Origin of the sequence: Oceanicella sp. SM1341, from assembly GCF_003448965.1 — a bacterium.
Taxonomy (GTDB): domain Bacteria; phylum Pseudomonadota; class Alphaproteobacteria; order Rhodobacterales; family Rhodobacteraceae; genus Paroceanicella.
In genome coordinates, this window is sequence record NZ_QRGC01000024.1 from 49,058 (window position 1) to 61,437 (window position 12,380).

Annotated in this window: 11 protein-coding genes and 1 tRNA gene; 7 read left to right on the forward strand and 5 right to left on the reverse strand. The window is 69.6% G+C overall.

Features of this window, described 5'->3' with window-relative positions:
• The first annotated feature begins 450 nt into the window (after positions 1–450).
• Both D3P35_RS18865 and D3P35_RS18870 read left to right on the forward strand, forming a co-directional pair.
• Positions 451–1,296: a hypothetical protein gene (locus D3P35_RS18865; RefSeq protein ID WP_118136712.1), complete on the forward strand. Its 846-nt coding sequence runs from the start codon at positions 451–453 to the stop codon at positions 1,294–1,296.
• A gap of 199 nt (positions 1,297–1,495) precedes the next feature.
• On the forward strand, positions 1,496–2,491 hold the full coding sequence (locus tag D3P35_RS18870) for a sulfotransferase family protein (RefSeq protein WP_157982212.1): 996 nt from the start codon (positions 1,496–1,498) through the stop codon (positions 2,489–2,491).
• 96 nt (positions 2,492–2,587) lie between these two features.
• On the opposite strand, the gene D3P35_RS18875 is transcribed toward D3P35_RS18870, so the two are convergent.
• The gene (locus D3P35_RS18875; protein WP_198670701.1) at positions 2,588–3,103 is read right to left on the reverse strand and encodes a hypothetical protein; all 516 of its coding nucleotides are present in this window, start codon (positions 3,101–3,103) and stop codon (positions 2,588–2,590) included.
• 165 nt (positions 3,104–3,268) lie between these two features.
• Here D3P35_RS18875 and D3P35_RS18880 point away from each other — a divergent pair, with 165 nt between their 5' ends.
• On the forward strand, positions 3,269–4,180 hold the full coding sequence (locus D3P35_RS18880; protein ID WP_118136716.1) for a LysR family transcriptional regulator: 912 nt from the start codon (positions 3,269–3,271) through the stop codon (positions 4,178–4,180).
• Between the two features lie 225 nt (positions 4,181–4,405).
• Here the strand turns inward: D3P35_RS18880 and D3P35_RS18885 are convergent, their stop codons facing one another.
• A complete protein-coding gene (locus tag D3P35_RS18885; protein ID WP_118136718.1) occupies positions 4,406–5,410 on the reverse strand; it encodes a zinc-dependent alcohol dehydrogenase family protein in 1,005 nt (334 codons plus the stop codon).
• A 415-nt stretch (positions 5,411–5,825) separates the two neighbouring features.
• Here D3P35_RS18885 and D3P35_RS18890 point away from each other — a divergent pair, with 415 nt between their 5' ends.
• The gene (locus D3P35_RS18890) at positions 5,826–6,191 is read left to right on the forward strand and encodes a helix-turn-helix domain-containing protein (protein WP_118136720.1); all 366 of its coding nucleotides are present in this window, start codon (positions 5,826–5,828) and stop codon (positions 6,189–6,191) included.
• A gap of 307 nt (positions 6,192–6,498) precedes the next feature.
• On the opposite strand, the gene D3P35_RS18895 is transcribed toward D3P35_RS18890, so the two are convergent.
• A tRNA-Ile gene (locus D3P35_RS18895) sits at positions 6,499–6,574 on the reverse strand.
• 138 nt (positions 6,575–6,712) lie between these two features.
• Here D3P35_RS18895 and purM point away from each other — a divergent pair.
• Both purM and purN read left to right on the forward strand, forming a co-directional pair.
• Positions 6,713–7,759 carry a phosphoribosylformylglycinamidine cyclo-ligase gene (gene purM / locus D3P35_RS18900; RefSeq protein WP_118136722.1) on the forward strand — a complete coding sequence of 349 codons (1,047 nt, stop codon included), beginning with the start codon at positions 6,713–6,715 and terminating at the stop codon, positions 7,757–7,759.
• Complete coding sequence (gene purN, locus D3P35_RS18905) at positions 7,756–8,370, forward strand: phosphoribosylglycinamide formyltransferase (RefSeq protein ID WP_304481861.1); 615 nt, start codon at positions 7,756–7,758, stop codon at positions 8,368–8,370. The genes purM and purN overlap by 4 nt, the downstream gene beginning before the upstream one ends.
• 130 nt (positions 8,371–8,500) lie before the next feature.
• Here purN and ndk read toward each other — a convergent pair whose 3' ends face one another.
• Complete coding sequence (ndk, locus tag D3P35_RS18910; protein WP_118136724.1) at positions 8,501–8,923, reverse strand: nucleoside-diphosphate kinase; 423 nt, start codon at positions 8,921–8,923, stop codon at positions 8,501–8,503.
• Between the two features lie 396 nt (positions 8,924–9,319).
• Here ndk and D3P35_RS18915 point away from each other — a divergent pair, with 396 nt between their 5' ends.
• Entirely contained in the window at positions 9,320–11,203 is a 1,884-nt protein-coding gene (locus tag D3P35_RS18915; protein ID WP_118136726.1) for an ABC-F family ATP-binding cassette domain-containing protein, read from the forward strand.
• A 127-nt stretch (positions 11,204–11,330) separates the two neighbouring features.
• On the opposite strand, the gene argC is transcribed toward D3P35_RS18915, so the two are convergent.
• A complete protein-coding gene (gene argC / locus D3P35_RS18920; RefSeq protein ID WP_118136728.1) occupies positions 11,331–12,254 on the reverse strand; it encodes an N-acetyl-gamma-glutamyl-phosphate reductase in 924 nt (307 codons plus the stop codon).
• Between the last annotated feature and the right edge of the window lie 126 nt (positions 12,255–12,380).

The following is a 12,380-nucleotide window of genomic DNA, read 5'->3' on the forward strand; positions in this document are numbered from 1 at the left end:
GGCCGGTGCGGGCGAGGATCTGCCCCGGAGCCGCGCAGGCCTGGCCGCGGCGGAAGCTCCGCCGTCCACCCAGAAGGTCAAATGCCCTGCAAACGCGAATGCTCATCGCGGGATCGGGCATTGCCGGCATGTACGCGGCACTCCCGGCAGCGCGCCTGCGCGAGCAGAGCCCGGCCGGCGCGGCATGGAGGCGAAGGCGCTCAGGCAGCAGGCCAACGCCCGCGGCGGAGCGCGCCGCCGCGCTCGCCTCTGCCTGCCCCGAGCGGGGGCACGACCTCCAGGCCTGACCGGCGGGCGCACCGCGCCACAAGGATGCGGCGCGCCGCCCGGGCATTCCCCCCGCGTCCGAACCTTTTCTCCGCGCAGCGGCACCTACCCCGCGAAGGACCGCGCAGCCAGGCGCCCGCACCCCTGCCCGGTGCCGGCGCTTATCCCGGAGGAGAGACGAGAATGGCGATGAAGATCGAAGGCATCAGCTACAAGGACAAGATCGCAGAGATGCTGCGCGACCGCGAACTTCTCGATGTGCTCATCGAGGACATCCAGAAGTTCGAGATTTTCAAGAACATGCTGCGCTTTCTCATCAGCCCGCCCCGGCCCTCGGAAGTCTACGTGCAATATCTCAGCCCACAGGCCGACTACCCCGTCAATGCCGGCAACCGCATCGACGCCCATGTGCGCGACCTGCTGCGGAACGGCGGCAGCGACGACCCGCGCCTCTGGGGCGGCATCATCCAGCTGCTCACCGTGAAGCTGAAGCGGGATTTCGACGACAGCATCATCCCGGCGTTCTTCAAGCGCCCCGCCTTTCTCGCCCATCACGAGAAGAAGGCGCGGGCGCTGGCCAGGAGCAAGATGGGCTCGCCCCGCACCGTGGCAAGGAACCTCGGGGTGAAGAACGTGGCGAAGCTGGAGGAGCTGATGATCGCCGCCTTCCTCAAGCGCGATTCCGTGGCGGAGGGCCTCGCGCGGGAGCTCTCGAGGGCCGAGCGCATGCAGCTGGACGGCCCTGCCCTCGTGAAGTCGCTGCGCGGCGGCGGCACGCCCGCGCCGCGCAAGCAGCCGGACACCTCCGATCGCAAGCTGGAGAAATGCGGCTTCACCCGAACCTCCGATCCCAGGCTGAAGGACCTGGTGGCGGATCTCGCCGAGTCCTACATGGCCCGCGACCGCGTGCTGGTGACCGCCGCCTTCAAGCGCATCACGGCGATCGAGGCGCCCAAGACCAGCGCCGGCAAGGCCATGGGGCTCGACGCCCTGCTCAAGGCGATGAAAACCGCGAAGGTGATCGGCTGAGCCGGCACGCCCCCTTCGCCGGGCGGCAGGGATTTCACGCGTCGACCGCCAGCCCGGCAGATGCTAATAGTTTGTCAATCGGAACGAACAGAATCAGAAATCCGAGCGGCTTTCACTGTCCGACCCCGGCGGGGGCATGAAATTCGCACGGGACGTGCCGCTCATGCGCAGGCAGGCGGCAGAAAACAGGGAGAATGGCATGCTGAAAGATTTCAGCCGCCGGACCATCCGGGCCAACAAGCGCAAGAATATCATTTACCTCAACAATCCGAAGGTCGGCTGCAGCACCATCAAGTCCAACCTCTGGCAAGCGATCTCCCCCCGGACCTATGATCGCGAGACGGATGTCCACGATCTCGAAGCATCGCCGTTCAGGACGGCGATCAGGTATCTCGGCTGGGCGGAAGCGGCCAACATATTCACCTTTGTCCGAAACCCCTACACGCGCCTCGTGTCCGGGTATCTCGACAAGATCGCGGGAAACCGCAAGGACGTCTGGCGCTGGTTTTCAAAGCGTTACGGCCTTTCCGACGATGCCGAGGTGAGCTTCGACGCGTTCGTGGAGCTCATTCACGCCGATCGCCCCGAGCGCCTCGATCCGCACTGGAAGCCTCAGCATCTCAACCTGATGTATCCGTTCATCCGGCCCAACTTCGTCGGTCATCTGGAAAGCATGGACCAGGACCTGCCGAAGGTTTTCGCCCGCTTCCTGGAGGTCGAGGGCGGCGAGATCGAGAAGCGCGCGCCCCACGGCACGGGCGCGAGGAAAAAGGCATCCTCCTTCTTCGACAACTCCGAAACGGTGTCGAGGGTCCGGGAACTCTACGCGACCGACTTCGACTATTTCGGCTATTCCCGCGACCTGGATCAGATGAAGCGCGCGGGCACGATGTCGGAGTTCCACCAGCACCCCCACACCCGGCTCGGCCTGCTCGTCAGGCTTCGCAACGCCGACGACAGGGACGAGAAGCTCGGGATCATCGACGAGATCGAGAAGCTCTCGGGCCCGGGGCAAGACAAGTTCACGCAGAACTGGATACTGTTCGAGAAACTCCGCCTTTCCCGAGGCGACCGTTCCGCGTTCGCCAGACTGAAGGAAGAGAACCTGGAGCATATAGAAGACGGCTTCGGATTTCTGCGCAGGATGTCAGGAGATCTCCCGGCCGCGCGGCCGGCGGGGGCAATGGCCCGGTAGCCCTGCAGCCGGGGCTCCGGGGGCCCGCTCTCCTCCCGGGCGCCGGGGCACACCGGCACATCGGTGAGCCCCGTGGTCTTGCCGCGGCGCTGCCCGTCAGACGCTGATGTCCGGTCCGTCCGGGCTCGCCTTGATGAGATAGGCGCCGCTTTCCCTGAAACTGCGGGCGGTGGCAAAGGTGTCTTCCATGAACTGGACGTAGGAAAGCCTGCCGTTTCCACCGCGCGCCAGAACCGAGAAGGGCGATGTCACCGTCTTCCCCAGGACACTCGACGTATAGGTGAAGAAGCCGAAGATCGCCGCGCCGTCCGCGTTCTCGAAGCTGTCCTGGATCCGGAAGTCGTCCACCCTCCAGTAGCGGCCGACGTCGATAAAGGTCCGGACCAGCCCCTCGGTGCCCTCGTTCGTTCCGGCCCAGGGCATGATCCGCTTCAGGTCGGGATGATCGTAGTTGAGCGACACGTAGACGAAATCTTCGGTCGTGAACTGCCTGACGAACTCCAGGTCGGTCGGGTTCGACAGGATCGACCGCAGCACCGCCAGGGGCGATGTCGTCGAGGCGGGTTCGACCGTGGAAAATTCCCGGGCAAGGGCGTGTGCACTGATGGACAAGGCTGGTTCCTCCTTCTGGTCGGTTCGGGAATCCGGGCCGCCCCTCCCCCCGGAAGCCGGGCTCGACGATGCGGCGCCGGTCTGCGTCAGCGCAGTCCCGGACATGTCTTGGAGGATCGCGGTGATTGACGGAATGGGGATGTCCGTCGCAACATACCGGACATAATGTCCGCAATCCTCACGATTGAATCGCTCGGCGGCCTCGTCGCGTTCTCCACCGCCGTGGAAACCGGCAGCTTCGCGGCCGCGGGGAGAAGGCTCGGGCTCTCCGCATCGGCCGTCGGCAAGGCGGTGGACCGGCTCGAAGCCACCCTGGGCCTGCGGCTGCTGAACCGCACCACCCGGTCCCTGGCCGTGACCGGCGAGGGCGACGTGCTCTATCGCCATGTCGCGCAGGTGCTGAAGCACCTCCAGGACGCAGAGCAGGAACTTCACCTTCTGCAGAAGTCGCCGCGAGGCCGTCTCAGGATAAGCGTGCCGACCGTGATCGGACGCAGGATCATCATGCCCGCGCTGCGCGACTTCCAGGCCTGCTTCCCTGACGTGACGATCGACATCAGTCTCGACGACATGAAGGTCGATATCGTCGCGGGCGGGTATGACGTGGTCCTGCGCCTCGGGGAACTCGACGATTCGGCCCTGCGCGCGCGGCGGATCGGGCCCCACACCTTCACCACCTGTGCCTCGCCCGACTATCTCGCCCGGCACGGCGTGCCCCGGACGCCGGCGGATCTCCATGCGCATTGCTGCGTGCACTACCGCTTTCCCACCACCGGCCGGCCGGAGATATGGGCGTTCGGCGGATCGCACGAGGCGAGGCCGATCAAGCCCGCCATCCTGCTGAACGACGGCGAGGCGCTCGCCTCCGCGGCGCTCGGGGGACTGGGGATCATCCAGGCGCCGAGCTATCTCGTGCGCGAGGACATCGCCGCGGGGAGGCTGCAGGCCGTCCTCGCGGACTACACGGAAGCGCGCGGCAGCGTTTCGCTTGTCTGGCCGCCCATGTCGGCGCCGGTTCCGAAAGTGCGTGCCTTCATCGACTTCATCGCAGAGCGGGTCCGCGAGGAACTGTACTGAGCCGCCCCGCCGGGGGCCCGCCTCCCTGCCGGCGACAGGGGGGCCGAAGCTGCCGCTTCGCCCGCGCATGCCGGGCCGGCGCGGCGGGCATGAGGGCGCATCGCGCGATGTGCCCCGGGCGGCACGCGCTCATGCGCGCCGCCCGGGACGGCGGGCCGGAGCCGGCATGTCGATCGCTGGCCGTGCAGGCTCGGGGGACATGCCGGACCGCAGCCCGGCCGGCGCTCAGGACGGGTCCGGCAGCTTGACTGTCCCGCCCGAAACGTCGATCGCCACCTTGCCGCGAAGCCCGCGCGCGCGGCCGTTCTCGAGCAGCTCGTGCGCCTCGCCGATGCGCGCCAGCGGCAGCACAGCCCCGATCACGGGCCTGATCAGGCCGCGCTCCACGAGGTTGGTCAGCGCATCGAGCTTGCCCCGGTTCTGGCGCGTGAACACGAAGTGATAGCTCGCGTTCCTGCCCCAGGCCTCGATCAGGTTCTGGGGCACCGCGATGTCGACGATGCTGACCACCCGCCCGGCATCCGCCAGCGTGAGCGGGCTCCTGCTCAGCGCATCGCCGCCGATCGTGTCGAGCACCACGTTCACGCCCCGGCCCTTCGTGAGCTCCGCCACGGCCTCGACGTAATCCTCCTCGACGTAATCGATCACCTCATCCGCCCCGAGCGCGCGCACGAAGTCGCGCTGGCTGCCGCGCGCCGTGGTGATGACCCGGGCCCCGATCGCCTTCGCGAGCTGGATCGCCACGCTGCCCACGCCGCCGGCGCCGCCATGGATCAGGATGGTTTCCTGAACCTCGAGCCGGGCCCGCCCGACCAGGGCCTCCCACACCGTGCCGCCCACGAGCGTCAGGCTGGCCGCCTCGACATGGCTGATGTTGGCGGGCTTGCGCGCCACCAGCTCGACATCGGCGATATGCTGTTCGGCATAGGAACCGGCACCGCCGAAGATCTTCGGCGTGTAGTACACCTCGTCGCCGAGCTCGAACTCGGTCACGTGGCTTCCCCTCTCCTCGATGACACCGGAGACATCGTGGCCGATGATGGCGGGAAGCGGCACGTATCCGGCATAGTCGCCACGGCGGATCTGGTAATCCAGCGGATTGATCGCGGTGGCATGCACGCGCACCCGCACCTGCCGGGGGCCGACGGCCCCCACCGGGACGTCACGCAGCCTGAACGCGTCATAGCTGCCGAATTTCTCGAGAACGATCGCCTTCATCATGTCGGTCATGATCCTGTCCCTTCCTTGCTCGGGTGATGGTGACAGGCATCTGGGGAGCACATGCGAATGCGGAAACACGCACAAGATTCACCCTCAGTGCATTGCAGGATACCACCCTCTCCGCCCCTGCTCCGCGAGGCGGCGCGCGGCAGGACGCCCCGGGGCCGGCATGGCGGCTCCCCCTTCCCGGGTGATCGGTTGCCGGCTGACAGGTTTTCGGGTGAGGATCCGGCCCCGCGGAGCATGAACGGGGCAAGGCCCGGAGGCATCGGTCGGGGCATCCGGTTCCTTCGCAACACCCCCTGCCCGGCCGCACTCGGCGCGACGCCCGGCTGCCTCAGGTCTTGTGGGAGGCACCCCGCGGCGTATCTTCAGGTGCCGGCACAGCACATGATGCTCCTCGACGGCATGAAAGGATACCGACATGGCAAAGCGTCGCCACACCAGTCTCGACAGCAACCCCGGCTGCGCCGTCGAGGCGGCGATCAGCCTGATCGACGGGAAATGGAAATGCGTCGCGCTGTGGTACCTTCACGACCGCGGCACTGTCCGCTTCAACGAGCTGATGCGGCTCATGTCGGACGTGACCCAGCGGACACTGACCAACCAGTTGCGCGAGCTCGAGGCCGACGGGCTCATCAACCGCGTCGTCTATGCCCAGGTGCCGCCCAGGGTGGAATACAGCCTCTCCGATCGGGGCCGCACCTTCATCCCGATCCTGTTGTCCCTGTCGGATTGGGGGGAGGCGAACATGGACCTGTTCCGGGGGCCGCGAGAGACGGGTTCGTGACCCTCGCCCGGGCCGCATGAGAGGCCCGCCGGCATCGCGGCGGGTCTGCTGCGGGCCCCGGGGCTCCTGCCGACCACCCCCGCGCCCGGCGGCGGACGGCCCCGGGGCTCCTGCCCGTGACGGCACCCCCCCGGCGCCCCACCGGAACGCGCGCCCTTCCCGGAAACGCCGGCCACCCGCCCCCTTGGCCCGCAGCCTCCCGCTCCCGCCGGGTCCTCCGCGCAGGGAGACCGGGGCCGGCCGGCACGCGCCGCGGCCGGGCGGGTTCCGGGGCCCTGCCTGTCAGCATCCACGTCATTGATTTTACTGGTAGGTCCGGAGGGATTCGAACCCCCAACCAAGCCGTTATGAGCGGCCTGCTCTGACCGTTGAGCTACGGACCCACGCGCGGACTGTTTGGCACCGTTGCGCAGACGGGTCAATGGTGGCGCCGGGGCCGGCGCGACCGGGCGCGCCGCGGGTGTTCCCTTTGCCCCATCTATGCGATAAAGCGGGCGCCGGATTGCACGGGGACCGCCGCCATGTCAGAGCAGAAGAATGCCCTCACCTACCGGGATGCAGGCGTCGACATCGACGCCGGGAATGCCCTGGTCGACCGTATCAAGCCCGCCGCCGCCTCCACGGCGCGCCCCGGGGTGATGGACGGGCTCGGCGGCTTCGGCGCCCTGTTCGACCCCCGCGCGGCCGGGTTCACCGATCCGGTGCTGGTCGCGGCCACCGATGGCGTGGGCACCAAGCTGCGGCTGGCCATCGACACCGGCCTGCTCGACACCGTGGGCATCGACCTCGTCGCCATGTGCGTGAACGACCTCGTGTGCCAGGGCGCCGAGCCGCTGTTCTTCCTCGACTATTTCGCCACCGGCAAGCTCTCGGTCGACGAGGCCGCCCGCGTGGTGGAGGGCATCGCCGCCGGCTGCCGCGAGGCGGGTTGCGCGCTGGTGGGCGGCGAGACCGCCGAGATGCCGGGCATGTACGCCCCGGGCGATTTCGACCTCGCCGGCTTCGCCGTGGGCGCGATGGAGCGCGGCACCGCCCTGCCCCGCGAGGTGGCGGAGGGCGACGTGCTGCTCGGCCTCGCCTCCTCCGGCGTGCATTCCAACGGCTATTCGCTCGTGCGCCGCGTGGCCGAGGCCACCGGGCTGGGCTGGAACGCGCCCTGCCCCTTCGGCGAGGGCACGCTGGGCGCCGCCCTGCTCGCGCCCACGAAGCTCTACGTGAAGCCGGCGCTGGCCGCGGTGCGCGCCGGCGGCGTGCATGGGCTCGCGCATATCACCGGCGGCGGGCTCACCGAGAACCTGCCCCGCGTGCTGCCCGAGGGCCTGGGCGCTGCCATCGACCTCGGCGCCTGGGACCTGCCGCCGGTGTTCGGCTGGCTGGCCGACAGCGCCGGGCTCGACGACGCGGAAATGCTCAAGACCTTCAACTGCGGCATCGGCCTGATCGTGGTCGCGGCGCCGGAGGCGGCGGTCACGCTGGCCGGCCTGCTCGAGGCCGCGGGCGAGACCGTGTTCCGCATCGGCAGCGTCACCGCGGGTGCGGGCGTCTCCTACGAGGGCAGCCTCGCGTGAACCCTGCCACCAGCCTGCCCCGCGTCGCCATCCTGATCTCGGGCGGCGGGTCCAACATGCTCTCCCTCGTGAGGGCCATGCAGTCCGGCGCGGTGGCGGCCGAGCCTGCGCTGGTGCTCTCGAACCGGCCGGATGCCGGCGGCCTTGCGAAGGCCGAGGCGCTCGGCGTGCCCACCGCGGTGGTCGACCACAAGCCCTTCAGGGGCGACCGCGAGGCGTTTGACGCCGCGGTGCAGGAGCGACTGGCGCAGAGCGGCGCCGATATCGTCTGCCTCGCCGGGTTCATGCGCATTCTCACGCCGGGCTTCATTGCGCCCTGGGAGGGGCGGATGCTCAACATCCATCCCTCGCTTCTGCCGCTGTTTCGCGGGTTGCACACCCATGAGCGGGCGCTCGAGGCGGGGATGGCCGTGCATGGCTGCACCGTGCACGAGGTGACGGCCGAGCTCGATGGCGGCCCGATCCGCGGCCAGGCGGTGATCGCGGTGGAGGCGGGTGACACGCCCGACACCCTCGCCGCCCGCCTGCTGCCGATGGAGCACCGGCTCTACCCCGCGGTGCTCGCGCGCTTCGTGCGCGGCGAGCGCGCGCCGCTGGCCCTCTTCGGCTGAAGCCCCGCGGCGTCGGCCCGCAACCCTCTGCGATACCATGAAAAACGGCCGCGGCTCCGGCAGGAGCACGCGGCCGTTTCATGTCTCGTCCGGTGGCGCGGGTGCCGGGGCGCCCGCGCCGGAGGCCGGTTCAGCCCACCAGCTCGATGCCGGCGAAGAAGAAGGCGATCTCTTCCTTGGCGGTCTCCGGGGCGTCGGAGCCGTGCACGGAGTTCTCGCCCACGGAGAGGGCGAAGGCCTTGCGGATGGTGCCCTCGTCGGCCTGGGCCGGGTTGGTGGCGCCCATCACTTCGCGGTTCTTCGCGATGGCACCCTCACCCTCGAGCACCTGCACGACGACCGGCTCGGCGCTCATCTGCTCGACGAGCTCACCGTAGAACGGGCGCTCCTTGTGCACGGCGTAGAACTGGCCGGCCTGCGCCGGGGTCAGGTGGATGCGCTTGGACGCGACGACCCGCAGGCCGGCCTCCTCGAACATCGCCACGATCTTGCCGGTCAGGTTGCGGCGGGTGGCGTCGGGTTTGATGATGGACAGGGTGCGTTCGATGGCCATGTGCGGCTCCCGGAAATTGAATGCGCTGCAGTGCGGCCGGACCGTGATCCGGCCGGCTCGCGCAGGCTCCTAGCACGGAAGCGGGATGCCCGCAAACCTCTCCTCGCGGCGGGAGGCCGGCGGCTCTGCGCCGATCGCCGCAGGCCGCGGCGACTGCTCCCGCACGGGCCCGGGCGCCGCCGCACCTTCCGCCGGGACCGGACGCCGCCGCGGCACGCGGCGGCCCGGCCCAACGGGAGCGCCGCCGCGCCTCGCGGTGGCAGCGACGGGCGGGAGGGCCCCCGTGCGGTCCAGCCCCCTCCGGCGTGGCGCGGGGGCCGCGGGCGGTCGGATTGCGCTGCAGCGCTGCACGCACCACGTTGCTCATCGCAGCGCAGCAATGCTAGGGGATGGCGCATGTTGAAGATCACGAATCTCACCGTTTCCATCGAGGGCCGCCGGCTGCTCGATTCCGCCTCCGCCACCATCCCGACCGGTCACAAGACCGGCATCGTCGGGCGCAACGGCACGGGCAAGACCACGCTGTTCAAGGTCATCACCGGCGAGCTTGCCTCCGACGGCGGCGAGATCGAGGTGCCGCGCGGCGCGCGCATCGGCGGCGTGCGGCAGGAGGCCGAGGCAAGCTCCGTCTCGCTGCTCGACACGGTGCTCGCCGCCGACACCGAGCGCGCCGCGCTGATGGCCGAGGCGGAGACCGCCACCGACCCGATGCGCATCGCCGAGATCCAGACCCGGCTGGTGGACATCGACGCCCATTCCGCCGAGGCCCGCGCCGCCGCCATCCTCGACGGCCTGGGCTTCGACTTCGAGGCCCAGAAGCGCGCCTGCTCGGAATACTCGGGCGGCTGGCGCATGCGCGTGGCCCTCGCCGCGGTGCTGTTCTCCCGCCCCGACGTGCTGCTGCTCGACGAGCCGACCAACTACCTCGACCTCGAGGGCGCGGTCTGGCTGGAGAGCTTCATCGCCCGCTACCCGCACACGGCGCTGATCATCTCGCATGACCGGGGCCTGCTGAACCGGGCCGTGGGCTCGATCCTGCACCTCTCGGACCAGGACATCACCCTCTACCAGGGCAATTACGACACGTTCGACCGCGAGCGCCGCGCGCGGCTCGAGCAGCAGCTCTCGATGAAGAAGAAGCAGGATGCGCAGCGCGCGCATATCCAGAGCTTCGTCGACCGGTTCCGCGCCAAGGCCTCGAAGGCCAAGCAGGCCCAGAGCCGGCTGAAGATGCTCGAGCGCCTGCAGCCGATCAACGCCGTGGCCGAAAGCGCGGTGGCCGGCTTCGTCTTCCCCGAGGCGGAGGAGCTCTCCCCCCCGATCATCGCCATGGAGGACGTGGCGACCGGCTATGGCGACACGGTGATCCTGCGCGGCCTGTCGCTGCGCATCGACCCGGACGACCGCATCGCGCTGCTCGGCGCCAACGGCCAGGGCAAGTCGACGCTCTCCAAGCTCATCGCCGGGCGGCTGCCCGCGCTTTCGGGCACGATGACCACCTCCTCGAAGCTGCGCATCGGCTATTTCGCCCAGCACCAGCTCGACGAGCTGGTGGCCGACGAGAGCCCGCTGCAGCACCTCGCCCGGGTGCGGCCGAACGAGACGCCCTCGCGCCAGCGCGCCCGCCTCGCCGCCGCCGGCATCGGGCCCGACATCGTGGAAAACCCGGTCTCGCGCCTCTCGGGCGGGCAGAAGGCCCGGCTGGCGATGTTCCTCTGCACGCTCGAGGCGCCGCACCTGCTCATCCTCGACGAGCCGACCAACCACCTCGACATCGAGAGCCGCGAGGCGCTGATCCACGCGCTGTCCGACTATGCCGGCGCGGTGATCCTGGTGAGCCACGACCCCTGGCTGGTGGAGGCGGTGGCCGACCAGCTCTGGCTGGTGAAGGGCGGCAAGGTGGGCCGGTTCGACGGCGACATGGACGACTACCGCTCGCTGCTGCTCTCCGAGCGCGGCTCGGGCGGCGTGCGCGACGCGGGCGCCCAGGCCGACCGCAAGGCGGCGAAGCCCGGCAAGTCCGAGAAGGCCGCACAGCGCCGCAACCTCGCCCCCCTGCGCGCCGATGTGCGCAATTGCGAGGACCGGGTGGCGAAGATCGAGGAGATGCGGGTGAAGATCGACCTCATGCTCTCCAACCCGCTGTTCTACGAGAAGAACGAGCCCTCGAAGATCGAGGCGCTGCAGATCAAGCGCTCCGAGATCATCGAGGGGCTGGAGCGCGCCGAGGCGCTGTGGCTCGCCGCCCAGGAACGGCTGGAGGCCGCCGAGCGCGGCTGAGGCGCGGGGGGACCGGCCGGGGGCCCTCCCGCCCGTCGCCGGCACCGCGAGGCGCGGCACCGCTCCCGTTGGGCCGGGCCGCCGCGCTGCCGCGCGGCGGCGGCAGCGCCGGCTCCGGAGGCCGCGATCAGCCGGTGAGGCCGGTGCCCTCGTCGAGGCCGAGCATCAGGTTGAGGTTCTGCACCGCCGCCCCCGAAGCGCCCTTGCCCAGGTTGTCGAGCACCGCGACGAGCACGGCGCAGCCGTTTTCGCTGTCACCATGCACGGAGAGCTCCATGCGGTTGGTGCCATTGGTGCGCTCGGGGTCGATGCGGCCCTCGTAGGCCGCCATCGGCAGCACGGAGACGAAGCGCGCGTCCGCGTAATGCTCGGCATAGGCGGCGGAGAGGCTCTCCACCGTGAGCCCGCCCTCGAGGTGCAGCGGGATCTGCACGATCATGCCTTGCGCGAAATCCCCCACCGAGGGCGAGAAGATCGGCCGGCGGGCGAGGCCACCGTGCTTCATGATCTCGGGCACGTGCTTGTGGTGCTGGGTGTTGGCGTAGACGAAGTGTTTCGGGTGGCCCTCGGCCTCGAACTCGCCGATCATCGCCTTGCCGCCGCCGGTATAGCCGCTCACCGCGTTGATGGAGATCGGAGCGTCGGCGGCGATCAGCCCGCGCGAGACGAGCGGGTGCAGCAGCGCGATGGCGCCGGAGGCGTAGCAGCCGGGGTTCGAGACCCGCGCGGCCGAGGCCACGGCGCCGCGCGCCTGCGGAGTGAGCTCGGGGAAGCCGAACACCCAGTCCGGCGCCACGCGGTGGGCGGTGCTCGCGTCGATCAGCCGGGTGTCGGTGCCGGCGAGCCGCGGCACGATGTCGTGCACCGCGGCATCGGGCAGGCAGAGGATGGCGACATCGGCGGCCGCGAAGGCCTCCAGCCGGGCAGCGGTGTCCTTGCGCGCATCATCGGCAAGCTGGACGAGCGCGATGTCGCCGCGCGCCTCCAGGCGCTCGCGGATCTGCAGCCCCGTGGTGCCCGCCTCGCCGTCGATGAATACTTTCCACGCCATCGGTGTCTTGCCTTCGCCAATGTGGTTTCGTCCGCTGGCGGAGATAGCAGGTCCGGCCCGCGATTTAAATGCCGCCGGCGCCCTGCCCGCGCGAAAAGCGCAGTGGGGGCGAAAAGCGCGGCGAGG